We start from the raw sequence: 24,232 nt of genomic DNA on the forward strand, positions 1-24,232 counted from the left end.
GCTAGGCTTACTGACAATCCCAATATCTATTGGGATTGTTCGATTGAAAACTACTCTTAAATAAAAAAAGAATGGCCTCTAAAATGCTGAAAATAGTTCTATTCAAACATGAATCCGTTTTATTTGAAGCCAATACAACATTAAATAGCACTAAAAAATACATACAATGAAGAAAACAGATCAATTTCCGTTCTTAAACAGAAGCGTTCTAAAAAAAATAACTTTATTCCTTTTTTTTATGTCAATAACTGTACATGCGCAAATCGACAAAGTGGAACCGCCTTTTTGGTATGCAGGAATGCAGAATCCAGAGCTGCAAATTCTTTTTTATGGCAAAGGCATTGCTCAAAACCAAGTAACGGTTTCTAATAGCATAAAAATAACCGACGTAAAAAGAACGGAAAATCCCAACTACCTATTTGTTACCATTGACACTAAAAAAGTGGTGGCATCAGATCTGATTTTTACCTTTAAAAACAACACTGAAGAAACCTTTACACAAAAATACAGCCTTAAGAAAAGAAGAGAAAACTCAGCGCAACGCAAAAGCTTTGACGCTTCGGATATGATGTATTTGTTGATGCCAGATCGCTTTGCCAACGGAAACAGAAACAACGATAGTGAAAATTCAACCCAAGAAAAATACAATAGAGAATTACCCGGAGGAAGACACGGTGGCGATATTGAAGGGATTATAAAAAATCTGGATTACATAGCAGAACTAGGTGCAACAACAATTTGGAGTACACCACTTTGCGAAGATAATGACGCTGCTTTTTCGTATCATACCTACGGACAATCTGATGTGTATAAAATAGATCCCCGTTATGGAACCAATGCTGATTATGTTCGATTGGCTGACGAAATGCATAAAAGAGACCTGAAATTAGTAATGGATTATGTGACGAATCACTGGGGAATTGAACATTGGATGATGAAAGATTTACCCACAAAAGAATGGATCAATCAATTTGACACCTACACCCAAACAAATCATAAAAGAACAGTTATTCACGACACCAATGCCTCTGAAATTGATAAAAAAATCACAATAGACGGTTGGTTTGTTTCATCCATGCCCGATTTAAATTTGAAGAATCCGTTGACTTTAAAATACTTGATTCAAAATGCCATTTGGTGGATAGAATATGCTGATTTAGATGGCTTCAGAGTCGACACCTACAATTATTCTGATCCGAAAGGAATTGCAAAATGGACCAAATCCATAACCGATGAATACCCCAATTTTAATATTGTAGGCGAAGTCTGGATGCAAAGTCAAGCGCAAATGGCGTATTGGCAAAAAGACAATAAAATTGCAGCAATACAAAATTACAATTCATATCTGCCAAGTGTAATGGATTTTACATTATATGAAGCAGTCACTAAAGTTTTCAATGAAGATGACGGCTCTTGGGACAAAGGAATGGTAAAACTCTATGACAATTTCACCAATGATTTTCTGTATCCTAATGTCAATAATATGTTGCTATTTGCAGAAAATCATGATACCAATCGCATCAATCAAACCTACGGGAACGACATCAGAAAATACAAGATGGCAATGACTTTGATGGCTACCGTTCGCGGGATTCCACAATTGTATTACGGAAGCGAAATAGGTATGGCCGGTGATAAAAACAAAGGTGATGCAGCTATTCGTCTTGATTTTCCAGGCGGTTGGGAAGGCGATAAAAACAATGCTTTTACGAAGGAAGGACGAACTCCGGAGCAAAACCAATATTTTGATTTTACCGCCAAATTGTTCCAATGGAGAAAAACAAAAGCAGTGGTTCATTTTGGAAAAACAACCCATTATATTCCGGAAAATAATATCTACGCTTATTTTAGATACAACGCAAATGAAACGGTAATGGTTTTAATGAACAACAGCAACGAAACCAAGACGGTAAACACACATCGTTTCAAAGAAAATATCAAAGACTTTAAAACTGGAAAAGATGTCATTTCTGAACTCACCTTTGAGGTGACGAACGAAATAATAATCGAACCTAAATCTGTTTTGATTTTAGAACTGAAGTAATTCACACTCTAAAATACAAGAATCCGGAGAACTACTGAAAAAAATACCAGATACTGACTGCTGCTCCTTGAAAAAAAGCTCCAGCAAAAAAATAATTATTCAATTTAAAAAAAATGAAAAAAAAATCTTTACTATTAATTCTATCCGTGCTCGCTTTTTGCGTGAGTTGTTCCGGTACCAAACCTGTTACGGAAAACAACACTCCAATAAAAAAGACAAAAAAAACCCCTTTTGTCTGGGAAGGTGCTAATGTCTATTTCCTTATGACAGATCGCTTTAATAATGGTGATCGTTCCAATGACATTACTTTAAACAGAACTAAAACTACAGGAAAACTTCGTGGTTTTGAAGGAGGAGATATCAAAGGAATTACTAAAAAAATTGAAGAAGGTTATTTTGACAAACTAGGGATAAATGCCATTTGGTTTACTCCTGTAGTGGAACAAATTCATGACGCTGTAGATGAAGGCACTGGATTGAGTTATGGCTATCATGGCTATTGGGCCAAAGATTGGACGGCATTAGATCCCAATTTTGGAACTAAAAAAGAGTTAGCTGAATTAGTAAAAAAAGCGCATGCACGAGGAATCAGAATCATTCTTGACGGCGTCATTAATCACACCGGTCCTGTGACTGAAATAGATACTGTTTGGCCAAATTACTGGGTTCGTACCAATCCGGTTTGTGATTATAAAAATTATCAAAATACAACAACCTGCACTTTGGTGGCCAATCTTCCAGATATCAGAACTGAAAGCACCCAGAATGTAGACTTACCTCCTTTTCTTGTCGAAAAATGGAAAAAAGAAGGTAGATACGAACAGGAAATGAATGAGTTAGATGCTTTTTTTTCTCGGACAGGCTATCCTAAAACTCCAAAATATTACATCATAAAATGGCTGACAGACTACGTTGCTGATTATGGGATAGACGGCTACAGAGGAGATACCGTAAAACATACAGACGAAACCGTCTGGGCAGATTTCAAAACGCAATGTGACTATTCATTTGAGACTTGGAAGAAAAAAAACCCTACAAAAGTACTGGATAACAACTCCTTTTACACCATTGCCGAAGTCTATAATTATGGTATCAGCGGCGGACAAGATTTTGATTTTGGAGATAAAAAAATAAACTATTTTAAAAATGGTTTCAACAACATGATTAATTTTGAGTTCAAATGGGACGCCCAAAAAGACTATGAATTCATATTCTCAAAATACTCTGACAGGCTCAACAACGACCTAAAAGGATACAGTGTTTTAAACTATTTATCCTCACATGATGACGGCGCTCCATTTGACGCAAAACGCACCAAAAGCATCGAAGCCGGTACAAAATTATTGTTGAGTCCAGGACTTTCTCAAGTATATTATGGTGATGAGAGTGCACGTCCCTTAGTAATTGAAGGTACAAACGGCGATGCTACCTTGCGTTCCTTTATGAACTGGAAAGACATAAAATCCAATCCTGAAACAAAAAAAATACTGACACACTGGAGAAAATTAGGAAAGTTCAGAAAGAACCATCCTGCTGTGGGAGCTGGAATTCACACCATGATTTCGGACACGCCCTACACATTTTCAAGAACATACACTAAAGGAACTTTCGCAGACAAAGTAGTGGTTGGTCTGGATCTCTCTACTGGCAAAAAAGAAATTATTGTAGCCCCTATTTTTAAAGATGGATCTAAAGTAAGGGATGCCTATTCCGGGAAAGAAGCCAAAGTTTCAAAAGGAAAAGTGACTATTCGAACCGACTTTGACATTGTTTTATTAGAAATGAAAAAATAAAGGTCCTCTCCCCAACCCTCTCCAAAAGAAAGGGAGATGAAACCGAAAAAGTTAAACTGAATTTAGGTTCCATACTTAAATCCAAACGCTTTTAGAAATGAAGGCGTTTTTTTTATGTTTATCTTTACTCAAAATTAGAAAGCAATGCTCAAAATTGGACATCGTGGTGCAAAAGGATACGAACCGGAGAACACCTTGGTTTCGTTCCAAAAAGCATTAGACATGCAAGTAGACGGTATTGAACTCGACGTGCATTTGAGCGCTGATGGTGAAATAATCGTTATTCACGATGAAACCATTGACCGAACGACAAATGGAAAAGGTTTTGTAAAAGTTTTATCGTTGCAAGAATTAACAGCATTTCGAATAAATGGAAAGCACCAAATCCCTACGTTACAAGAGGTTTTTGATTTGGTAAACCAAGGCTGCCTGATCAATATTGAACTCAAAAGCTACGAAGCAACAGACAAAGTAGTCTCACTCATTGAAAAATATATTGCTAAAAAAGGTTGGAAATACGATCGTTTTTTAATTTCCAGTTTTGATTGGAATGCGTTGCAGCAAGTGGCGTTTTTAAATGATAAAATTTCAATTGGCGTTTTAACGGAAACTGATTTAGACTTGGCTTTGGCTTTCGCCAAATTCATTCAGGCAAAATCCATTCATCCGCATTTTCATTTATTGACAAAAGAAAACACGGCGCAAATGCAAGAAAAAGGATTGCAGGTTTTTCCTTGGACTATCAATGAATTAGAAGATATTGAAAAAATAAAAACATTCAACGTAAACGGAATCATAACCGATTTCCCAAATAGAATATGAATCAGAATTTTGATATAATAATAGTAGGCGGTGGCGCAGCAGGTTTTTTTACAGCGATAAATATTGTAGAAAAAAATCCAAAACTGAAAGTTGCCATTCTGGAGCGCGGTGCAGAGGTATTGCAAAAAGTTCGCATTTCCGGCGGCGGAAGATGCAACGTGACGCACGCTTGTTTTGAGCCAAATGAATTGGTGAAGTTTTATCCGCGTGGCGAAAAAGAATTACGAGGTCCTTTTCATCAGTTCTGTTCTGGCGATACGATTGAATGGTTTGAGAAACATGGTGTAGAATTAAAAATAGAAGGAGACGGACGCATGTTCCCCGTTTCAAATTCTTCACAAACAATTATTGATTGCTTTCTAACTGCCACACAAAAACTGGGTATTGCAGTGCTTACAGGACAAAGTGTACAATCAATTTTCAAGAAAGAGAATGAATGGAAAATCGAAACCCAAACTGAAAATTATCTTGCCGAAAAACTAATTCTAGCCACAGGAAGTAATCCTAAAGTATGGGAAATGTTACAGAATTTTGGTCACGCAGTTGTCAGCCCAGTTCCTTCCCTATTCACTTTTAACATCAAAGATTCCAGAATAAAAGAATTACCTGGCGTTGCGGCACAAGTAACCGTAAAGGTAAAAGACACCAAACTTACATCAACAGGTCCGTTGTTAATTACCCATTGGGGAATGAGTGGCCCGGCGATATTGAAACTCTCCGCTTGGGGAGCCCGAATCTTACATGACAAAAGTTATCAATTTACCATTTTTATAAATTGGTTAAATGATGAAGATACTACGGATGTCGAGAAGAAACTAAAAGATTTAAAACAGGAACACGCGAAAAAATCAGTTTCCAAGAAATCTCCTTTCGAATTAACCAATAGATTATGGGAAAGTTTGGTTCTCGCTTCCGGAATTGAAGTGGAGACAAAATGGGCGGATTTGTCTAAAATTCAACTGCAAAATCTAGCTAATCAATTGACAAATGGGACTTTTCAAGTGAATGGAAAAAGCACCTTCAAAGAAGAATTTGTAACTGCAGGCGGAATTGATTTAAAGGAAATCAACTTTAAAACCATGGAAAGCAAATTGCATGAAAACCTTTATTTTGCTGGTGAAATAGTAAATATTGATGCCATTACAGGCGGATTCAATTTTCAGAATGCCTGGACGAGTGGGTTTATTGTGGCGAGTGCTATATAATAATCAGCCCTTTCACAGTGTGGAAGCTTGAAAGAATAAAACCTATCTGTTCAACCACCAGATACTTCCATTCAAAACTGCTGCAAAACTTACCCAAGCCAAATACGGAATGAATAAATAACCCGCAATTTTATTGATTTTAGAAAACTGAAGGTAGGTTTCAAATATCATTAGCCAAAGCACAATAATTTCTAACCCGGCTAACATCGGGTTGTGTAATCCAAAGAATAAATACGACCACAAAGCATTTAATGCCAATTGTATTGCAAAGAAAATCAACGCTTTTTTTACTAGTTCTTTTTCTACCTCTATTCTATCCCATACTAATCCTGCAGCAACACCCATCATCACATATAACATACTCCAAACAGGTGCAAAAACCCAATTAGGAGGATTAAAACTTGGCTTTATCAAAGTGGGATACCAAGTGGTAATGGCGGAACGAGTAACCGTTCCAGAGAAATATCCAATGGCAAGACAGGTGACAACAACAGCTAATATTCGGGTGATTTTATTCATTTTTAATTTATTGAAATGTACTGTTTTCTGGAAACATATAAGCCATTTAAGAAACAATAAGTGTACTGATTATCTCGTAAACTTTACAATTCTAACCATTAAGAAAAATTAAGTTCAATTCTTAATGAATCTTAATTCCTAGATGGTTAAAATCCTTGAAGGACTTACATGATTATTTTTATTGCCCAAATTTACTCAAATCTTTCTAACGATTAACCATCTATTCGAATAAACAAATAACGCAAAAAAAGTATCTTTGCGTAAATTTATACATTCATGATTTCAGCAAACGATTTTATTCCATCAAAATATACACATTCTATTGAAGAAGGCAATTTTCAATGGAGCGCGCCCAGCAATATTGCTCTTGTAAAATATTGGGGGAAAAAGGACAATCAAATTCCTGCGAATCCTTCGGTGAGTTTTACGTTGAATAATTGCAAAACGATTACTAAATTGACTTTCGCCAAAAAAAACATTTCCCCTGAGCTCAATGTGACGGGTAATAATTTCTCTTTTGATTTACTTTTTGAGGGACAACCAAAAGAAGATTTCAAACCAAAGATTCAAAAATTTCTGGAACGAATTGAAATCTATTTGCCTTTTTTAAAAGACTACCATTTTACGATTGACACGGAAAATACTTTTCCGCACAGTTCCGGAATTGCTTCATCGGCATCTGGAATGGCTGCGTTGGCGATGAACTTAATGAGTTTAGAAAAAGCACTAAACCCTGAAATGACCAAAGAATATTTTTATCAGAAAGCGTCTTTGCTGGCACGTTTGGGTTCAGGAAGCGCTTGCCGAAGTGTAAAAGGACAAGTTGTAGTGTGGGGAAATCACGCCAACATTTCCAGAAGTTCTGATTTATTTGGCGTGGAATTTCCAAATGCGATACATGCTAATTTCAAGAATTTCCAAGATACTATTTTACTAGTTGACAAAGGTGAAAAACAAGTCTCGAGTACCGTTGGTCATGACTTGATGCACAACCATCCTTTTGCCGAAAGGCGATTTGCTCAAGCACATGAAAATTTAGACCAACTGATCTCAATTTTCGAAAGTGGAAATCTGGACGAATTCATCAAAATTGTAGAGAGCGAAGCCTTAACTTTACATGCCATGATGATGACTTCGATGCCTTATTTTATACTAATGAAACCGAATACGTTGGAGATTATAAATGCGATTTGGAAGTTTAGAAATAAGACTAAAATTCCTGTTTGTTTCACGCTGGATGCCGGAGCAAATGTGCATGTTTTATATCCATTTGATCACAAAGAGAAAGTGTTACAATTTATTCAGCACGAATTAGTTGGCTATTGTCAAAATGGTCAGTACATTTGTGACCAAATTGGAAATGGAGCGGTATTGCTTTAATTTATTTATTTTTCACTATCTTTAATTTTTAAAGACTTGAAAACATGGACATTCAATCAGAAAAATTAGAATTGATACGATTGTTGTTAAAAACTGACGACAAATCGATAATCGAGGCATTAAAAAATATTTTCAAATCACAAAAAAAAGCGGTTTGGAAAGATTTATCACCTGAACAACAAGAAGAAATCGACCTTGAAATTCAGGAAGCAAATCGTGGAGATCAACTCGAATTATAAAAATTGCTCACTAATACTCTTGATTAGCAAGATTATATTGTTAACCTACAACATCATATGAAAGGACCTTTATTTTACTCAAAAATACTACTCTTTGGAGAATACGGAATTATACGTGACTCAAAAGGGCTTTCAATTCCTTATAATTTTTATAATGGCGCACTAAAAAGAGACGGAAACACGTCTGAGGAAGCGGTAAAATCAAATGGAAATTTAAGACGTTTTGTTGCCTATTTAGACACCTTACAGCACGAACACCCCAATCTGGTTACTTTTGATTTAGATCTCTTGAAAAACGATGTGGAAACCGGAATGTATTTTGATTCCAGTATTCCTCAGGGTTATGGCGTAGGCAGCAGTGGCGCACTTGTAGCCGCCATTTATGATAAATATGCTCAAAATAAAATTACCGTTCTGGAAAATTTGACTCGTGAAAAATTATTGCAGCTAAAAAATATATTTTCTCAAATGGAGAGTTTTTTTCACGGAAAAAGTTCTGGATTAGATCCTTTGAACAGCTATCTGAGTATCCCTATTTTAATCAATTCTAAAGATAACATTCAAGCTACCGGAATTCCAAATCAAAGCTTTGACGGCAAAGGAGCCGTATTTTTGTTAGATTCCGGAATTGTAGGCGAAACAGCTCCGATGGTGAATATTTTCATGGAAAACCTGAAAGACAAAGGATTCCGTGCCATGTTAAAAAATCAATTCGTAAAATATACGGATGCCTGCGTTGAAAATTTCCTAGGTGGTGACATGAAGTCATTGTTCATGAATACCAAGAAACTATCTAAAGTGGTCTTGAATAACTTTAAACCAATGATTCCGGAACAATTTCATAGCATCTGGCAACAAGGAATTGACAGTAATGATTATTATTTGAAATTATGTGGTTCTGGTGGCGGTGGTTACATCTTAGGATTCACAGAAGATTTAGAAAAAGCCAAAATTTCCCTGAAAGAGTATAAACTAGAAGTCGTGTACCAGTTTTAAACATCCTCTCCCCAACCCTATCCAAAGGAAAGGGAGAAGAAAACCTAAAATAGTACCCTTATTATTGGGAGCACATTCTTAAATAAATCTAAATGTTAAGCAGGCAGCACAAACTTCTCCTAATAAAAATTGCAAGTTTGTTCTCTGTGGTTAGAGGCTACAACATTCCGGTCATTATCCTGGCACAATACCTCTCAGCCATATTTATTTTGGCTCCTGACACAAGAGCTTTGGCTATTTTACTCGATTTCAATTTATTTATCTTGGTTTTTGCTTCATCACTAACAATTGCTTCGGGATATATTATCAATAATTTTTATGACAGCCAAAAAGATTTAATCAATCGCCCTAACAAGTCCATGTTAGATCGATTAGTGAGTCAAAAAACAAAATTAAATGTCTATTTTACATTAAATTTCATTGTTGCCTTAATGGCTCTGTTTGTTTCCTGGCGTGCTTTTTTCTTCTTTTCCCTTTACATTTTCGTTATTTGGTTTTATTCCCATAAAATAAAAAAATACCCTATAATAGGAAATTTGACAGCAGCTTTACTTGCCGTGACCCCTTTTTTTGCCATACTATTGTATTACTACAATCAGATCCCGTTTGAAGAAATTGAAAATTACAAAAGACAGCTTGGAGTAATATTTGTGCATGCCTCTTTTTTGTTCTTATTGCTGCTGATTCGGGAAATGATTAAAGATCTAGAAAATCTGAAAGGTGATTTGATTACTGATTATAAAACGATTCCCATTGTTTATGGCGAAGAAATTTCAAAAAAAATCATAACCTTTTTGACACTACTTACCGTTTTACCCGTTTACGTTTTAATCGAAATTTACGATGTGGGATATATGGATATTTATTTTTATTCCTCTCTCATAATCCTTATTTTATGCCTGCTTTACTTGTGGAAATCAAATGCTAAACCACAATTCCTATTGCTTCATAATATCCTGAAATTTTTAATTGTCTCTGGAGTATTTTGTATTGTACTAATCGATCCGAGTGTTTTATGGCACGGTAAAAGATTGCTGATGATGCTTTAGATAATGCTTTTTTAAGAATTACAAAAACTAAAAAAAACCTCCATTTCACGCTGGTCATTCTCTTGAAACAGAAAAAAGGTTCCTATTATAAAATTAAAAATCAAATTAATAAAAGCGCTAGTGATTTTTTAATTCTCATCTATGATGTGTTCAATAAAAACAAAAAAGAACAGATTTTATGCTTTATGGCATCGTAAAAACTCTTTTTCGGGTTCATTTCATTGCTAAACGCGATTCCGCAGAATTGTTATATGATCTTTTAAAGTTTTCTTGTTGACTCCCTTTCTTTCAATTTTGTCTTAATGACGACCGTTTCATAGGGAATGTGTTCTTCTTTAGATTCCAGTCGATCAATAAGCAGTTTAGCAGCAACTTCGCCTATTTCTATGCCATGCTGACTGACCGTGGTCAAACTGGGAGACAACCTACGGGAAGCCAGTATACCATCGGCAAAACCTATGATAGAAAGTGATTCGGGAATTTTATATCCTTTTTTGAGTCCAATTCTCAAAGCAGCCACGGAGTCATTTTCGTCCAAAGCAAAAATCCCGTCAATTGTATTGGTATCAAAAATATTTTCTATGAGATTATTTAGATTTTCATCCGAATCAGTTCTCAGAATTAAAGCATTATTAACGGGAATATTGTTAATTTCCAGCGCCTTCAAATACCCATCGGCCCGCAATTTACCGACACTCAAATTATCAACCGAAGAAAACAACGCTATATTTTTGCACCCTAAATCAATCAAATGTTGAGTAGAATCGAGGGCCGAATCAAAATCATCCACAATAACTTTGTCACAATCAACTCCATCCGCAATTCGATCAAACATCACAATAGGAGTTCCATCATTAATGATTGCCGAAAAATGACTGTATTCCTGATTTTTTTGAGCCTCTTCAGACACTGAAACAATAAATCCGTCGATAGTACCATTACTGAGCATCTCCAAAGTATGCGCTTCTTTATCCAAAGATTCATTTGAAATACACATAATCACGTTGTATCCTTTTTCATCAGCCACTTTTTCAATACCACTAAATACTTTGGCAAAGAAAGAATTCAAAATATTAGGAATAATCACCCCAATGGTTTTTGTTTTCCTGTTTTTTAAGTTCAAACCAATTACGTTAGGCTTGTAATTTTTTAGCTTTGCGTATTCTTTTATTTTTATTTTGGTTAACTCACTAATTTCCGGACTATCATTAAGTGCTTTTGAAACTGTAGAAACAGAAACATTCAGTTCTTTTGCGATTTGTTTTAGTGTAGCTCTGGCTTTCATAAAAAAATGTTTATTGTAATTAATATAGAAAAAAGGGACAAGATGTAAATAAATAGAATATTAACAATTAGATCGACAAAAATAGCGATTATAATATAAAAATTGGTTCTGAAAAATGAGGAATATTCAATAAATTTACATAAAAATTCAAAACAAAACAATCTATCGACGGTTTCGATTAATTCTAAATTCATTGCCGGAAAAATATTTCAAATATACATTTGATAATCAGCACTAAAACAAGAAAAAAATAATCTTTTAAGGTATTTGTAATTAAAATAATTAATTGTACTTTTGCAACCCCTTTATTGGGGATGGAATGTTTAATTAAAATAATATTATGGACGCATTAAGCTACAAGACACAATCAGCAAGCAAAGCCACCGTTACAAAAGAGTGGATTGTTGTAGATGCTGATGGGCATAACTTAGGTCGTATGGCTTCGAAGATCGCAATGATCCTTAGAGGTAAATACAAAGCAAGTTATACGCCACATGTTGACTGTGGAGATAACGTAATTGTTATCAACTCAGAAAAAATCAACCTTACAGGAAACAAGATGAAAGAAAAAACTTACATCCGTCACACTGGTTATCCTGGAGGACAAAGAACTTTAACTGCTGAAGTATTGCAATCAAAAAACCCTGCATTACTAGTTGAAAAAGCGATAAAAGGAATGTTACCTAAAAACAAATTAGGCGCTGAACTTTTTAGAAATTTAAATGTTGTTGTAGGATCAGAGCACAAACAAGGCGCTCAAAAACCTAGAACAGTTAACCTTAACGATCTTAAGTAATGGGAGTTATTCACAAAATCGGTAGAAGAAAAACCGCTGTTGCACGTGTTTATGTTTCGGAAGGAACTGGAGTGATCACTGTAAACAAAAAAGCATTCGAAACATACTTCCCAACTGCAACGTTACAGTACAAAGTATTACAACCTATGTCCATGACAGAAAATGTAACAAACTTTGATGTAAAAGTGAACGTTTACGGAGGTGGTTCAACTGGACAAGCAGAAGCAGTAAGAATGGCATTAGCACGCGTTATGTGTGAAGTAAATGCTGAAAACAGAGCGATACTGAAACCAGAAGGTTTATTGACAAGAGATCCAAGAATGGTTGAACGTAAGAAATTCGGTCAGAAGAAAGCTCGTAAGAGATTCCAATTCTCTAAACGTTAATAGTACCTGTCTTGTATTATTTATACAAGACGTATTGATTATTAAATTTAAAAACAATGTTGTTGTTGTCCCGTTGAGACGGGAAATTAGTTTAGCATCTAAATGAAACCCAATTAAAAGATTGAATCTTTAAATTAAAAAGGAACATTGCTAATCAACAGAACGTAAACTAAACAAAAAATGTCAAACAAAGTAGAAGTAAAAGAATTACTAGAAGCAGGTGTACACTTCGGACACATGACTAGAAAATGGGATCCAAATATGGCCCCTTACATTTATATGGAGCGTAATGGTATACACATTATCAATCTTTATAAAACAGCAGCAAAAATTGAAGAAGCGAATGACGCTTTGAAAAAAATCGCTGCATCAGGTAGAAAAATATTATTCGTAGCTACCAAAAAACAAGCAAAAGACATCGTAGCTGAAAAAGCTAAAGCTGCAAACATGCCTTACATCACTGAAAGATGGCCTGGTGGAATGCTAACTAACTTCGTAACTATCCGTAAAGCTGTTAAAAAAATGGCAACTATTGATAAAATGAAGAAAGATGGTACTTTCATGACACTTTCTAAAAAAGAGCGTTTGCAAGTAGATCGTCTTCGTGCTAAATTAGAGAAAAACTTAGGTTCAATCGCTGACATGTCAAGACTACCAGCTGCATTGTTCGTAGTTGATATCAAAGCAGAACATATCGCAATAAAAGAAGCTCAAAAATTAAACATTCCAGTTTTCGCTATGGTGGATACCAATTCTGACCCAAGAGAGGTTGAATTCGTAATTCCATCTAACGATGATGCTTCTAAATCAATTGACAAAATCTTAACTTTAGTAACTGGTGCAATTATCGAAGGACTTTCTGATAGAGGTTCTGATAAAGAAACTGATCTTCCTGTTGCTGAAGCAACAACCGAAGTAGTAGCTCCTGTTGCTGCAGAAGTAGTTGTTCCTGTTACTGAAACAGTAGCTCCAACTCCTGCAACTGAAGAATAAAAATAAATTTAAAGATTGAAGAATTTAAAGATAAAAGTTATTGATTGTAAAATTGATAATGAACTCTTTAAATTTCTCAATCTTTTAATCTTTAAAATAAAAAAATTATGGCAACAATTACTGCTGCAGACGTAAATAAATTAAGAACAATCACTGGTGCAGGAATGATGGACTGCAAAAAAGCCTTGGTTGAAGCAGAAGGAGATTTTGATTTAGCTATCGAAAACTTACGTAAAAAAGGACAAAAAGTAGCCGCAAATCGTTCTGATAGAGAATCTACAGAAGGTGCTGCAATTGCTGTTGTTAACGCTGACAAAACTGTCGGAGTTGCGATCACATTAAACTGTGAAACTGACTTCGTAGGGATGAACGAAAACTTTGTAAAAATGGCTACTGAAATGGCTAATTTAGCATTGAACTTCAACACAAAAGAAGAATTTTTAGCGGCTGATTTCAATGGAATCACTGTTGCTGATAAATTAATCGAGCAAACTGGTGTTATCGGTGAAAAATTAGAAATCAGAACTTTCGAGAAATTAGAAGGTGCTTTTATCGGATCTTACATTCACTCCGGAAACAAAATTGCTACTTTAGTGGCGCTATCTGCAAATGTAGAAGGTGCTGAGGAAGTTTCAAGAAACGTGTCTATGCAAGCAGCTGCAATGGCTCCAATTGCTTTAGACGAAACGGGTGTCGATGCTGACACAATCGCTAAAGAAATAGAAATTGCTAAAGATATCCTACGTCAAGAAGGAAAACCAGAAGCAATGTTAGACAATATCGCTAAAGGTAAACTAGCCCGTTTCTTTAAAGACAATACGTTAGTAAACCAAGATTATATCAAAGACAACAAAATGAGCGTTGCTGCTTATGTTAAATCTTTAGACAAAGATCTTATCGTTACCGGTTTTAAAAGAGCTGCGTTAGGATAATCATCCTAAAATGGTTTTAGAATCTCTAAATTTATTTTAGAAGTTTTCTAACCTCAATATAAAATCCCATTTTGTTCTAAAACAAGATGGGATTTTTTTTGTTTGAAAAAAAATTAAAACACTAAATTTGAAATTTAATTTTTATTTATGTTCAAAACCAAAAAAGAACTTGTATTCGTTATTCTCGCCGGAATATTCATTACTAACGCCGTTACTGCTGAACTCATCGGTGGGAAACTGATACAAATAGGTCCGTTTGTAATGAGCATCGGTATTTTGCCTTGGCCTATTGTTTTCCTGACAACTGATTTAATCAATGAATACTTTGGAGAAAAAGGAGTAAAGAAATTGTCCTTAATCACAGCCGGTTTAATCGTCTACTCGTTCCTTGTTTTACTTTTTGCGATCAATATTCCCGCCGCAAAAGGAATAAGCCCAGTCAATGACGAACAGTTTTTTGCCGTTTTTGGACAAAGCATGTGGATCATAGTGGGAAGTATCATTGCGTTCCTAGTTTCTCAATTGATAGACGTAAGCGTTTTTTGGTTTTTCAAAAACCGTACAGGAAACAAAAAAATATGGCTCAGAGCTACGGGTTCTACTATCATTTCGCAATTATTCGATTCTTTTATTGTGTTGGGAATCGCTTTTTGGTTGCCCGGAAAAATAAACTTTGATACATTTTTAACCTCCGCCTTAACAGGCTATACATTTAAACTTGGTATTGCCATTCTCTTGACTCCTTTAATTTACTTGGGTCACTACATTATAAAAAACTATTTAGCCACTGATAACAAATGATTACAGACGATAAACCCCGCTGTGGATGGTGTACTTCTAGCGTTTTGTATAAAAAATACCACGACGAAGAATGGGGTGTTCCCGTGTATGAGGACGCCACTTTATTTGAATTTTTACTACTTGAAACGTTTCAGGCTGGACTCAGTTGGATTACTATTTTGAACAAGAGAGAAAATTTTAGAGCTGCTTTTAACCAATTTGACTATAAAAAAATAGCGCTTTATACTGAAAATAAAATCCATGAATTACTTCAAGATGCCGGAATAATTCGCAATCAATTAAAAATTAGGTCGGCAGTATCAAATGCGGCAGCCTTTATGAAAGTACAAGAAGAATTTGGCAGTTTTTCAAATTATGTTTGGAAATTCACTGATGGAAAACCCATTCAAAACAACCGACAATCTTTACAAGAAGTTCCGGCTACTACTCCGCTTTCAGATACAATAAGTAAGGATTTAAAAAAACGCGGATTCAAATTCGTCGGTTCAACGGTAGTTTATGCACTCCTGCAAGCCACCGGAATGGTTGATGACCACGTTGCAGATTGCTGGAAAAAACAGTAGTGAGTAATCCGTTTTCGACAGTTAAATTATCAAATAAAACTTTAAATCCGAAACTTTAATCAAAAAAACCATTACATTTGTTTCACACTTTAGGGGTGTCTACAACATTGTAGGCTGAGAATTACCCTCTGAACCTGATCTAGTTCATACTAGCGTAGGAAAAAGTAAGATGACTTCCTAGTACATTTATGTACTCTTGTAGCCATTCCTAAAGTATAACTGTATACTAAATTCAAAAGGAATGGAACTCAAAATCAACAATCAAACGAAACAATTTGCAACTGACAGTCTTACTGTTCAGGCACTTCTTGACTTCGAAATTCCCATAAAACAAAACGGAATTGCCGTAGCCATAAACAATACCGTGATCCCAAAATCCAACTGGAATTCTTACCAGATACAAGAAACCGATAACATTCTAATCATCTCTGCAACTCAAGGTGGATAACCATTTTAATTTAAAGATTGAAAGATTTATAGATTAAAATATTTATCAAATCTACTCTTCAATCTTTCAATTTTTTAATACTTAAATCTTTCAATAAAAAAAATATGAAATACGAAGAAAAAATATCAACCACTCCTTTTCCAAACTCTACAAAAATATACGTAGAAGGAACCATTCATCCCATAAAAGTAGCGATGCGAGAAATTGCATTGGCTGACACTAAAATGTCAAATGGCCGAATAGAAAAAAATCCACCTGTAACGGTTTATGATACTTCGGGCCCATTTACCGACCCAAATATAGAAATTGACATTCGAAAAGGATTGCCCCGCATTCGGGAACAATGGATTCTGGACCGTAATGATGTAGAAGAACTGACTGAAATCTCATCTGAATATGGGAAAAATCGTTTGAATGACGAAAAATTAAACGAATTGCGTTTTGAATATTTGCACAAACCCATGCGCGCCAAAAAAGGAGCCAACGTTTCCCAATTGTATTATGCAAAACAAGGAATCATTACTCCCGAAATGGAATACATAGCCATTCGCGAAAACCAACGCTTGGAGTTGATAAACGATCAAACCAAGGCCATGCAACAGCAACACGAAGGAAATAGCTGGGGCGCAAACACTCCCTCACCTTCTGGGAGAACCGGAGTGGGGAAAATCACCCCTGAATTTGTCCGCAGCGAAGTAGCAAGAGGCCGTGCCATAATTCCAAATAACATCAACCACCCAGAAAGTGAGCCTATGATTGTGGGTCGTAACTTCTTAGTGAAAATTAATGCTAACATTGGCAACAGCGCCGTAACCTCAACAATCGAAGAGGAAGTTGAAAAAGCAGTTTGGGCATGCCGCTGGGGAGCTGACACGATTATGGATTTATCAACCGGTAAAAACATTCACGAAACCAGAGAATGGATTATCCGAAATTCTCCTGTGCCAATTGGAACCGTGCCTATTTACCAAGCTTTGGAAAAAGTAAATGGCGTGGCCGAAGATCTCACTTGGGAAGTCTATCGGGATACGTTAATAGAACAAGCAGAACAAGGGGTTTCCTATTTTACCATCCATGCCGGTGTTTTATTGCGCTACATCCATTTGACTGCGGAACGTGTTACCGGAATTGTTTCCCGTGGTGGTTCGATTATGGCAAAATGGTGTTTGTTTCACCACAAAGAAAACTTTCTTTACACTCATTTTGAAGATATATGCGAAATCATGAAACAATATGACGTAGCGTTTTCATTAGGAGATGGGTTACGCCCTGGTTCTATTGCCGATGCGAATGATGCCGCGCAGTTTGCCGAATTGGAAACACTTGGCGAACTGACAAAAATAGCTTGGAAACACGATGTTCAGGTATTTATTGAAGGCCCCGGTCACGTACCCATGCACATGATAAAGGAAAACATGGACAAACAATTAGAACATTGTGACGAAGCTCCGTTTTACACTTTAGGACCATTAACAACGGATATAGCTCCGGGTTATGACCACATCACTTCTGCAATTGGAGCTGCTATGATTGGCTGGTATGGCTGTGCGATGTTGTGCTATGTGACTCCAAAAGAACACCTTGGTTTACCCAACAAAAAAGATGTAAAAGACGGTGTGATCACCTATAAAATTTCGGCTCATGCTGCTGATTTGGCCAAAGGGCATCCTGGATCGCAATACCGTGACAATGCCTTGAGCAAAGCCCGTTTTGAATTCCGTTGGGAAGACCAATTCAACTTGTCCTTAGATCCCGATACTGCTCGTGAATTTCATGATGAAACATTACCAGCAGATGGTGCCAAAGTAGCTCATTTTTGTTCCATGTGTGGACCAAAATTTTGTTCTATGAAAATTTCACAAGAAATTCGCGATGTAGCTGAAGCCGAAAAAGGCATGAAAGAAAAATCAAAAGAATTTGTAGAAAGCGGCAAAGAAATTTACTTATAAGACTGTAGAAGAAAGAGGAAAGAAAAAAGATTATGATCGTAATCACAAATCCAATTCCTGTAATTAATGAAATCGACACCATTCATTCTCTTTTTGAGAATGGACTGGAGTTGCTTCATATTCGGAAACCTGATTTTTCAGAAACAGAAATGAACGCTTTTTTATCCGAAATAAAATCAGATTTCCGTCAGCAAGTGGTTTTGCACAGTCATCACCAACTGGCTTTAGCATCTGGAATACATCGGATTCATTTTACAGAAAAAGCAAGAATTGAAACATCGGAGAAAAGTTTAAAAAACTGGAAAGAAAGTGGATTTAAACTCTCTACTTCGATTCATCAAATGATTGATTTTGAAGAACTACCTACTGTTTTTGCTTATGCTTTTTTTGGTCCTGTTTTCGAAAGTATTTCAAAACCAAAGTATGCTTCGGATATTGACTTTAAAAAAGCATTGCAACAAAGGAAGAATGACGAAACTTCATTAGTAGCACTTGGTGGAATTACAGCTGATAAAATTAAAACGGCATTAAAATATGGCTTTGATGATGTGGCACTTTTAGGTGCCATTTGGAATAGTAACCATCCAATAGAAAATTTTAAACAATGCAAGAAAACAGACCTTTCGTAGTAACAATTGCAGGCTTTGATCCTTCTGGAGGCGCGGGAGTTTTAGCAGACATCAAGACATTCGAGCAACATCACGTTTATGGTTTTGCCGTCAATACCGGTAACACCATTCAAACCGAAAATCAGTTCTTCGAAATGCACTGGACTGACCAAGATTTTGTTATGAGATCACTGGATCAATTGTTTGAAAATTATAGCATCAAAGCCGTAAAAATTGGAATTGTTCCTTCACTGGATTGTTTAAAAAAAATTGTTTTTGCTATAAAAAAGCTTTCGCCAAAAACAAAGATTGTTTGGGATACCGTTTTAAAATCGACAACCGAATTCCCTTTTATAACTATAGACAATCATACTATTTTGATTGAAATATTAGAACAAATAGATTTAATAACACCCAATTATAATGAAATTCTACAACTTTCCGTAGTAGAAAAAAATCCTGAATTAATTGCTCAAGAGGTGTCAAAACAGTGCGCTGTATTATTGAAAGGCGGTCACAATCCTCGGGCAATTGGTGTTGACTGTTTGTATACCGGAAAGGAAACCTTCAGGCTTACGCCAAATAAGACTCTGGTTTTCGAGAAACACGGCTCTGGCTGTGTATTATCATCAGCGATTACAGCCAATTTAGCTTTGGGATTAGACCTGAAAACAGCTTGCATCAATGCCAAAAAATATATAGAAACCTATTTACAATCTAATCAAACCAAATTAGGATACCATCATGTATAATAAGCTACACTACATTTCGCAAGGAAATACAGTCGAAGAACAATTGCACAACATTCACAAAGCACTGGACAATGGTTGCCATTGGATACAATTGCGATTCAAAAATCAAAACGCGCTTGAAGTTTTCACTTTGGCGGAAGCCGTAAAAATGTTATGTAAAGAATATTTAGCCACTTTTATCATCAATGACAACGTGCATTTGGTAAAGCAATTGGATGCCGATGGCGTTCATTTGGGTTTAAGTGATATGAAAGTGGAAGAAGCAAGACTAATTTTAGGAACAACAAAAATCATTGGAGGAACGGCAAATACTTTTATAGATGTGCGCCAAAGGACAGCCGAAAACTGTGATTATATAGGTCTGGGTCCATTTCAATTTACGACAACCAAACAAAATTTAAGTCCCATTTTAGGATTGGAAGGGTATCGATTGATTATCCAACAAATGAAAATAAAAAACATCCAAATTCCCATTTATGCCATTGGAGGAATCACACTAGAAAACGTAGAAGACCTGATGGAAACTGGAATTCAGGGTATTGCAGCTTCTGGTTTGATCACCCAAAGCAAAAATCCATCTCAACTCATCAAGCAACTTAACGACAAATTATATGATACCATTTAAAATAGGAGACAAGACCTTTCATTCCCGCTTGTTTTTAGGCACAGGAAAATTCGGTTCTAACCAACAGATGGAAGAAGCCATTTTAGCCTCTGGAAGCGAGTTAGTAACCGTAGCACTAAAACGTATCGATTTAGAAACGGAAACCGATGCCATTTTATCCCATCTCAAACATCCGCTGATTAATTTGCTACCCAATACTTCTGGCGCACGAAATGCCAAAGAAGCGGTTTTTGCGGCACAACTAGCACGAGAAGCGTTGGAGACTAATTGGCTTAAACTGGAAATTCATCCCGATCCAAAATATTTGATGCCCGATGCAATCGAAACCTTAAAAGCTACGGAAGCATTAGCCAAATTAGGATTTATCGTTTTGCCTTACATCCATGCCGACCCCGTTTTATGTAAACGACTGGAAGACGCAGGAACTTCGGCGGTGATGCCTTTAGGTTCTCCAATTGGTAGCAACAAAGGATTAAAAACGATCGATTTTTTAGAAATAATAATTGAACAGAGCAGAGTTCCCGTGATTATAGATGCTGGAATTGGCGCACCATCCGACGCAGCAAAAGCGATGGAACTCGGAGCTGACGCGGTTTTAGTAAACACAGCAATAGCAGTAGCTGGAAATCCTATATTGATGGCAGAGGCTTTTAGAGAAGCCGTTATCGCAGGTCGAAAAGCATTCGAATCACAATTAGCCCAAAAAGTAAATCGTGCAATGGCTTCAAGTCCTTTGACCGCGTTTTTGTATGAGTAATCCTCTCCCCAACTTTCTCCAAAGGAGAGGGAGCGTAAACAGGATAATAAAAAGATGAGTACTAATAACCAACTTAAACAATGAACACATTTAGATCGGTTTTTGACAACTACGATTGGGAAACAATCAAAACAAAAATATACCATACCACTTCGATAGAAGTCGAATCTGCGTTAGACAAAAAAAAACGCAGTCTCGATGATTTTCTGAGATTGATTTCACCTGCTGCGAAACCTTACTTAGAGCAAATGGCACAACTCACACAGGAATCAACCAAAAAAAGATTTGGCAAAACGATTCAAATGTATGCGCCTTTGTATTTAAGCAACGAATGCCAAAACATTTGTACGTATTGTGGGTTTAGTTTAGACAACAAAATTAAACGAAAAACACTTACCGAAAATGAAATTACACAAGAAATTGAAGTCTTAAAAAAAGCAGGATTTGATCATGTTTTATTAGTAACCGGCGAAGCCAATCAGACCGTAAACATTCATTATTTTCTAAAGGCAATTGCTCAGATAAAAAACGATTTCTCCACCATTTCAGCCGAAGTACAACCCTTGTCAACAGAAGAATACGAACAATTACACGAAGCCGGGGTCTATTCGATTTTAGTCTATCAGGAAACCTACCACCGTGATGTTTACAAACAGTACCATACCAAAGGAAAGAAATCCAATTTTGATTTTCGTTTAGAAACACCCAATCGCATAGGAACTGCGGGCATTCATAAAATAGGCTTGGGTGTCTTATTGGGATTAGAAGATTGGCGCACTGACAGTTTTTTTAATGCCTTGCATTTAGATTATTTACAAAAAACGTATTGGCAAACGAAATATGCAGTTTCATTTCCCAGATTACGACCGGCAGAAGGTGTAATTAAACCCAACTTTATCATGGATGATGCTGATTTGACCCAGCTCATTTGTGCCTACCGTTTGTGGAATGAAGACTTAGAAATCTCCCTGTCTACCCGGGAGAACGAAAAATTCCGGGACAATATTATTCCAATTGGAATCACTAGTATGAGTGCCGGTTCTAAAACTAATCCTGGGGGTTATTCAGTTGACCCACAATCCTTGGAGCAATTTGAAATCAGTGACGAACGTTCTGCGGCAGAGATTGCAAAAATTATTTCCAGCAAAGGATACGAGCCCGTTTGGAAAGATTGGGACAGAAATTTTAGTCAAAAGTCGAAAGTCTAAAAGTTTAGAAATCAACAAAAAAATTAGACAAGAGACAAGAGTCTAAAAATTTAGAAAGCAACATGGGGCCACACCTTAATATTTATTACTAATAGCAACTAACTTTAAAAAAAGTTATCGACTGCGCTCGAACTGACTTGTTTTTGACTTTAAAACTTTATGACTTTTGACTTTATGACTTTTGACTTTATGACTTTCCAACTTTATGACTTCTCAACTTTAAGACTAAAAAAATGAGTATTATTCAAGATTTTTTACGCTATAACCGCCAGATGATGATGCCGGAAATAGGCGATTCCGGACAGGAAAAACTCAAAAAAGCGAAAGTTTTAGTGATCGGCGCAGGCGGATTGGGTTGTCCAATCTTACAATATATTGCAACGGCCGGAGTAGGAACTATTGGTATAGTTGATTTTGACAAAATCGAATTGCACAACTTACACCGTCAAATTTTATATACGGAGAGGCACGTTGGTCAATTAAAAGCAATCACGGCAAAATCGGTTATAGAAACTCTGAATCCATTGATTAATGTTGTTGCTTTTGAAGAAAAATTAACCTTTAAAAATGCAGTACAAATCATCCAGGATTTTGATGTAATTGTTGACGGTTGTGATAATTTCAAAACCCGTTATCTGGTAAATGATACTTGCGTAACATTAGGAAAATCATTAATTTACGGCAGCATCTTAAAATTCGAGGGGCAAATGTCCGTTTTTAACCATAATGGAAATAAAAATCTTCGGGACTTATTCCCAGAACCTCCAAATCCTAAAGATGTTCCTAATTGTGATTTGAACGGAGTATTGGGTACGCTCCCTGGGATTATTGGCACTATGATGGCGCATGAAACGTTGAAACTTGTTATGGATTTACCGACATTGGAAAATGAATTGGTTCTTTTTAATACGCTGGATTGGAGTTTTAAGAAGCTGGAATTTTAAGAGTTATTTACTTTTTAAAATTTCCATAAAATCTGTTCTGTCGATTTCCCTGCAACCTAAACTTTCAAGATGCGGATTATAAACCTGACAATCCAAAAGTTTGTAATCTTCTTTTTTTAATTGGTTGACCAAAGCTATAAAAGCCGTTTTCGACGCATTAGATACTTTCGAGAACATACTTTCACCACAAAAAACACCTCCCAAATCAATTCCATATAAACCACCAACTAATACTTTATCTTGCCAAACCTCAACTGATTTTGCAATACCTGATTCATGCAGCTTACAATACGCTTCAATCATGTCATTGGTAATCCAAGTCCCGTTTTGACCGTCACGTTCTATATTTTGACAATTTGAAATTACATCTCTGAAATTTTGATTGAAAGTAACACTGAAAATATTCCGGTTCAGGATATTTCGCATGCTTTTAGATACAATCAATTCATCGAGAAACAGCACCATTCTGGGATTTGGAGACCACCACATAATGGGTTCTCCCGCTTCAAACCAAGGAAAAATGCCGCTTTGATACGCAAGTCGCAAGCGTTCCGGGGACAAATCACCTCCAATGGCCAAAATTCCATCGCAATTGGCTTGGTCAACAGGAGGGAAAAATAAGGTTGGGGATAAATAATACATTTTTCAATTTCAAAAATCAATACCAATTTCAAAAAATAAAAAAGTCAGAAATTCAAGTAAAACTCAAACTTCTGACTTCTAAATTCTAACTTTTTCATCCCTTAGAAAGGCAAATCGTCTGCTTCTTCTTCGTTTAGGTTTGTTGCTGGTGCAAATGCTGCAGCAGCCGGCATCGGAGGCATTTGAGCAGCAGTGGCTTCTGTGGCTACTCTTTCTACTCTCCATCCTTGAATTGCATTAAAATATTTAGTCACTCCTTGTGGGTCAACCCATTCGCGTCCTCTTAAATTGATCGAAACTTTAACCGCTTCACCTACTTTAAAACTGTTCAATAAATCGCATTTATCTTGTACAAATTCTACTAAAATATGTTGTGGATATTGCTCCTCAGTGGTTACTACCAATTCTCTTTTTAAGAAACTTCCGCTTCCCACATTTTTTGCATCCCCAAGCATTTTAATTTTTCCTGTAACTTCCATCTTCGTTGTTTTTAATG

Annotated in this window: 26 protein-coding genes and 1 riboswitch; of the genes, 22 read left to right on the top strand and 4 right to left on the bottom strand. The window is 36.2% G+C overall.

Features of this window, described 5'->3' with window-relative positions:
- Window positions 1-166: 166 nt before the first annotated feature.
- The 4 genes from EKM00_RS02565 (at window position 167) to EKM00_RS02580 (ending at window position 5,864) form a co-directional block, all read left to right on the top strand.
- Window positions 167-2,044, top strand: a complete 1,878-nt coding sequence (locus tag EKM00_RS02565) for a glycoside hydrolase family 13 protein (protein ID WP_126515128.1) — start codon at window positions 167-169, stop codon at window positions 2,042-2,044.
- 113 nt (window positions 2,045-2,157) lie between these two features.
- Window positions 2,158-3,837, top strand: coding sequence for an alpha-amylase family glycosyl hydrolase (locus EKM00_RS02570; RefSeq protein ID WP_126515129.1), 1,680 nt, complete (start codon window positions 2,158-2,160; stop codon window positions 3,835-3,837).
- Window positions 3,838-3,981: 144 nt separating this feature from the next.
- A complete protein-coding gene (locus tag EKM00_RS02575; RefSeq protein WP_126515130.1) occupies window positions 3,982-4,659 on the top strand; it encodes a glycerophosphodiester phosphodiesterase in 678 nt (225 codons plus the stop codon).
- Window positions 4,656-5,864 carry an NAD(P)/FAD-dependent oxidoreductase gene (locus tag EKM00_RS02580; RefSeq protein ID WP_126515131.1) on the top strand — a complete coding sequence of 403 codons (1,209 nt, stop codon included), beginning with the start codon at window positions 4,656-4,658 and terminating at the stop codon, window positions 5,862-5,864. The genes EKM00_RS02575 and EKM00_RS02580 overlap by 4 nt, the downstream gene beginning before the upstream one ends.
- Window positions 5,865-5,906: 42 nt before the next feature.
- Here EKM00_RS02580 and EKM00_RS02585 read toward each other — a convergent pair whose 3' ends face one another.
- Window positions 5,907-6,383 (bottom strand): TspO/MBR family protein, encoded by a 477-nt coding sequence (locus EKM00_RS02585; RefSeq protein ID WP_126515132.1) that lies wholly within the window; start codon window positions 6,381-6,383, stop codon window positions 5,907-5,909.
- Between the two features lie 276 nt (window positions 6,384-6,659).
- On the opposite strand from EKM00_RS02585, the gene EKM00_RS02590 reads away from it, so the two are divergent.
- The 4 genes from EKM00_RS02590 to EKM00_RS02605 all read left to right on the top strand — a co-directional run bounded on the left by EKM00_RS02590 (window position 6,660) and on the right by EKM00_RS02605 (window position 10,047).
- The gene (locus EKM00_RS02590; RefSeq protein ID WP_126515133.1) at window positions 6,660-7,763 is read left to right on the top strand and encodes a diphosphomevalonate/mevalonate 3,5-bisphosphate decarboxylase family protein; all 1,104 of its coding nucleotides are present in this window, start codon (window positions 6,660-6,662) and stop codon (window positions 7,761-7,763) included.
- 44 nt (window positions 7,764-7,807) lie between these two features.
- Entirely contained in the window at window positions 7,808-8,002 is a 195-nt protein-coding gene (locus EKM00_RS02595; RefSeq protein WP_126515134.1) for a hypothetical protein, read from the top strand.
- Between the two features lie 57 nt (window positions 8,003-8,059).
- Entirely contained in the window at window positions 8,060-8,998 is a 939-nt protein-coding gene (locus EKM00_RS02600) for a mevalonate kinase family protein (protein ID WP_126515135.1), read from the top strand.
- A gap of 92 nt (window positions 8,999-9,090) precedes the next feature.
- Window positions 9,091-10,047 carry a geranylgeranylglycerol-phosphate geranylgeranyltransferase gene (locus EKM00_RS02605; protein WP_126515136.1) on the top strand — a complete coding sequence of 319 codons (957 nt, stop codon included), beginning with the start codon at window positions 9,091-9,093 and terminating at the stop codon, window positions 10,045-10,047.
- A gap of 259 nt (window positions 10,048-10,306) precedes the next feature.
- Here EKM00_RS02605 and EKM00_RS02610 read toward each other — a convergent pair whose 3' ends face one another.
- Entirely contained in the window at window positions 10,307-11,332 is a 1,026-nt protein-coding gene (locus EKM00_RS02610) for a LacI family DNA-binding transcriptional regulator (protein ID WP_126453911.1), read from the bottom strand.
- 340 nt (window positions 11,333-11,672) lie between these two features.
- Here EKM00_RS02610 and rplM point away from each other — a divergent pair, with 340 nt between their 5' ends.
- From rplM to EKM00_RS02680, 14 genes are all read left to right on the top strand, one after another.
- Entirely contained in the window at window positions 11,673-12,128 is a 456-nt protein-coding gene (gene rplM, locus EKM00_RS02615; protein ID WP_066080505.1) for a 50S ribosomal protein L13, read from the top strand.
- Window positions 12,128-12,514: a 30S ribosomal protein S9 gene (gene rpsI, locus EKM00_RS02620; RefSeq protein ID WP_126453913.1), complete on the top strand. Its 387-nt coding sequence runs from the start codon at window positions 12,128-12,130 to the stop codon at window positions 12,512-12,514. The genes rplM and rpsI overlap by 1 nt, the downstream gene beginning before the upstream one ends.
- A gap of 180 nt (window positions 12,515-12,694) precedes the next feature.
- Entirely contained in the window at window positions 12,695-13,507 is an 813-nt protein-coding gene (gene rpsB, locus EKM00_RS02625; RefSeq protein WP_126515137.1) for a 30S ribosomal protein S2, read from the top strand.
- A gap of 107 nt (window positions 13,508-13,614) precedes the next feature.
- Entirely contained in the window at window positions 13,615-14,439 is an 825-nt protein-coding gene (gene tsf, locus EKM00_RS02630) for a translation elongation factor Ts (RefSeq protein WP_126515138.1), read from the top strand.
- 147 nt (window positions 14,440-14,586) lie between these two features.
- Window positions 14,587-15,240, top strand: coding sequence for a queuosine precursor transporter (locus tag EKM00_RS02635; protein WP_126515139.1), 654 nt, complete (start codon window positions 14,587-14,589; stop codon window positions 15,238-15,240).
- Window positions 15,237-15,803: a DNA-3-methyladenine glycosylase I gene (locus EKM00_RS02640; RefSeq protein WP_126515140.1), complete on the top strand. Its 567-nt coding sequence runs from the start codon at window positions 15,237-15,239 to the stop codon at window positions 15,801-15,803. Before EKM00_RS02635 ends, EKM00_RS02640 begins: the two co-directional genes overlap by 4 nt.
- Window positions 15,804-15,884: 81 nt before the next feature.
- Window positions 15,885-15,981: riboswitch (TPP riboswitch) on the top strand.
- Window positions 15,982-16,044: 63 nt separating this feature from the next.
- Window positions 16,045-16,251: a sulfur carrier protein ThiS gene (gene thiS, locus EKM00_RS02645; RefSeq protein WP_126515141.1), complete on the top strand. Its 207-nt coding sequence runs from the start codon at window positions 16,045-16,047 to the stop codon at window positions 16,249-16,251.
- A 104-nt stretch (window positions 16,252-16,355) separates the two neighbouring features.
- Window positions 16,356-18,200, top strand: a complete 1,845-nt coding sequence (gene thiC, locus EKM00_RS02650; protein ID WP_126515142.1) for a phosphomethylpyrimidine synthase ThiC — start codon at window positions 16,356-16,358, stop codon at window positions 18,198-18,200.
- 32 nt (window positions 18,201-18,232) lie between these two features.
- The gene (locus EKM00_RS02655) at window positions 18,233-18,829 is read left to right on the top strand and encodes a thiamine phosphate synthase (RefSeq protein ID WP_126515143.1); all 597 of its coding nucleotides are present in this window, start codon (window positions 18,233-18,235) and stop codon (window positions 18,827-18,829) included.
- Entirely contained in the window at window positions 18,805-19,560 is a 756-nt protein-coding gene (locus EKM00_RS02660) for a hydroxymethylpyrimidine/phosphomethylpyrimidine kinase (RefSeq protein WP_126515144.1), read from the top strand. Before EKM00_RS02655 ends, EKM00_RS02660 begins: the two co-directional genes overlap by 25 nt.
- The gene (locus EKM00_RS02665; RefSeq protein WP_126515145.1) at window positions 19,553-20,185 is read left to right on the top strand and encodes a thiamine phosphate synthase; all 633 of its coding nucleotides are present in this window, start codon (window positions 19,553-19,555) and stop codon (window positions 20,183-20,185) included. Before EKM00_RS02660 ends, EKM00_RS02665 begins: the two co-directional genes overlap by 8 nt.
- On the top strand, window positions 20,172-20,942 hold the full coding sequence (locus tag EKM00_RS02670) for a thiazole synthase (protein WP_126515146.1): 771 nt from the start codon (window positions 20,172-20,174) through the stop codon (window positions 20,940-20,942). Before EKM00_RS02665 ends, EKM00_RS02670 begins: the two co-directional genes overlap by 14 nt.
- A gap of 80 nt (window positions 20,943-21,022) precedes the next feature.
- Window positions 21,023-22,150 carry a 2-iminoacetate synthase ThiH gene (gene thiH / locus EKM00_RS02675; RefSeq protein ID WP_126515147.1) on the top strand — a complete coding sequence of 376 codons (1,128 nt, stop codon included), beginning with the start codon at window positions 21,023-21,025 and terminating at the stop codon, window positions 22,148-22,150.
- Between the two features lie 233 nt (window positions 22,151-22,383).
- A complete protein-coding gene (locus EKM00_RS02680) occupies window positions 22,384-23,094 on the top strand; it encodes a HesA/MoeB/ThiF family protein (RefSeq protein WP_126453938.1) in 711 nt (236 codons plus the stop codon).
- Between the two features lie 3 nt (window positions 23,095-23,097).
- On the opposite strand, the gene aat is transcribed toward EKM00_RS02680, so the two are convergent.
- Window positions 23,098-23,736, bottom strand: coding sequence for a leucyl/phenylalanyl-tRNA--protein transferase (aat, locus tag EKM00_RS02685; RefSeq protein ID WP_126515148.1), 639 nt, complete (start codon window positions 23,734-23,736; stop codon window positions 23,098-23,100).
- A 101-nt stretch (window positions 23,737-23,837) separates the two neighbouring features.
- Entirely contained in the window at window positions 23,838-24,215 is a 378-nt protein-coding gene (locus EKM00_RS02690) for a DUF3127 domain-containing protein (RefSeq protein ID WP_126515149.1), read from the bottom strand.
- Window positions 24,216-24,232 lie beyond the last annotated feature (17 nt).

Origin of the sequence: Flavobacterium sp. RSP15, from assembly GCF_003968755.1 — a bacterium.
In the GTDB taxonomy this organism is placed as follows: domain Bacteria; phylum Bacteroidota; class Bacteroidia; order Flavobacteriales; family Flavobacteriaceae; genus Flavobacterium.

What these genes read in the sequence shown, in the direction of transcription:
- EKM00_RS02565 (WP_126515128.1), top strand. Translation starts at nt 167, where the DNA reads ATGAAGAAAACAGATCAATTTCCGTTCTTAAACAGAAGCGTTCTAAAA.
- EKM00_RS02570 (WP_126515129.1), top strand. Translation starts at nt 2,158, where the DNA reads ATGAAAAAAAAATCTTTACTATTAATTCTATCCGTGCTCGCTTTTTGC.
- EKM00_RS02575 (WP_126515130.1), top strand. Translation starts at nt 3,982, where the DNA reads ATGCTCAAAATTGGACATCGTGGTGCAAAAGGATACGAACCGGAGAAC.
- EKM00_RS02580 (WP_126515131.1), top strand. Translation starts at nt 4,656, where the DNA reads ATGAATCAGAATTTTGATATAATAATAGTAGGCGGTGGCGCAGCAGGT.
- EKM00_RS02585 (WP_126515132.1), bottom strand. Translation starts at nt 6,383, where the DNA reads ATGAATAAAATCACCCGAATATTAGCTGTTGTTGTCACCTGTCTTGCC.
- EKM00_RS02590 (WP_126515133.1), top strand. Translation starts at nt 6,660, where the DNA reads ATGATTTCAGCAAACGATTTTATTCCATCAAAATATACACATTCTATT.
- EKM00_RS02595 (WP_126515134.1), top strand. Translation starts at nt 7,808, where the DNA reads ATGGACATTCAATCAGAAAAATTAGAATTGATACGATTGTTGTTAAAA.
- EKM00_RS02600 (WP_126515135.1), top strand. Translation starts at nt 8,060, where the DNA reads ATGAAAGGACCTTTATTTTACTCAAAAATACTACTCTTTGGAGAATAC.
- EKM00_RS02605 (WP_126515136.1), top strand. Translation starts at nt 9,091, where the DNA reads ATGTTAAGCAGGCAGCACAAACTTCTCCTAATAAAAATTGCAAGTTTG.
- EKM00_RS02610 (WP_126453911.1), bottom strand. Translation starts at nt 11,332, where the DNA reads ATGAAAGCCAGAGCTACACTAAAACAAATCGCAAAAGAACTGAATGTT.
- rplM (WP_066080505.1), top strand. Translation starts at nt 11,673, where the DNA reads ATGGACGCATTAAGCTACAAGACACAATCAGCAAGCAAAGCCACCGTT.
- rpsI (WP_126453913.1), top strand. Translation starts at nt 12,128, where the DNA reads ATGGGAGTTATTCACAAAATCGGTAGAAGAAAAACCGCTGTTGCACGT.
- rpsB (WP_126515137.1), top strand. Translation starts at nt 12,695, where the DNA reads ATGTCAAACAAAGTAGAAGTAAAAGAATTACTAGAAGCAGGTGTACAC.
- tsf (WP_126515138.1), top strand. Translation starts at nt 13,615, where the DNA reads ATGGCAACAATTACTGCTGCAGACGTAAATAAATTAAGAACAATCACT.
- EKM00_RS02635 (WP_126515139.1), top strand. Translation starts at nt 14,587, where the DNA reads ATGTTCAAAACCAAAAAAGAACTTGTATTCGTTATTCTCGCCGGAATA.
- EKM00_RS02640 (WP_126515140.1), top strand. Translation starts at nt 15,237, where the DNA reads ATGATTACAGACGATAAACCCCGCTGTGGATGGTGTACTTCTAGCGTT.
- thiS (WP_126515141.1), top strand. Translation starts at nt 16,045, where the DNA reads ATGGAACTCAAAATCAACAATCAAACGAAACAATTTGCAACTGACAGT.
- thiC (WP_126515142.1), top strand. Translation starts at nt 16,356, where the DNA reads ATGAAATACGAAGAAAAAATATCAACCACTCCTTTTCCAAACTCTACA.
- EKM00_RS02655 (WP_126515143.1), top strand. Translation starts at nt 18,233, where the DNA reads ATGATCGTAATCACAAATCCAATTCCTGTAATTAATGAAATCGACACC.
- EKM00_RS02660 (WP_126515144.1), top strand. Translation starts at nt 18,805, where the DNA reads ATGCAAGAAAACAGACCTTTCGTAGTAACAATTGCAGGCTTTGATCCT.
- EKM00_RS02665 (WP_126515145.1), top strand. Translation starts at nt 19,553, where the DNA reads ATGTATAATAAGCTACACTACATTTCGCAAGGAAATACAGTCGAAGAA.
- EKM00_RS02670 (WP_126515146.1), top strand. Translation starts at nt 20,172, where the DNA reads ATGATACCATTTAAAATAGGAGACAAGACCTTTCATTCCCGCTTGTTT.
- thiH (WP_126515147.1), top strand. Translation starts at nt 21,023, where the DNA reads ATGAACACATTTAGATCGGTTTTTGACAACTACGATTGGGAAACAATC.
- EKM00_RS02680 (WP_126453938.1), top strand. Translation starts at nt 22,384, where the DNA reads ATGAGTATTATTCAAGATTTTTTACGCTATAACCGCCAGATGATGATG.
- aat (WP_126515148.1), bottom strand. Translation starts at nt 23,736, where the DNA reads ATGTATTATTTATCCCCAACCTTATTTTTCCCTCCTGTTGACCAAGCC.
- EKM00_RS02690 (WP_126515149.1), bottom strand. Translation starts at nt 24,215, where the DNA reads ATGGAAGTTACAGGAAAAATTAAAATGCTTGGGGATGCAAAAAATGTG.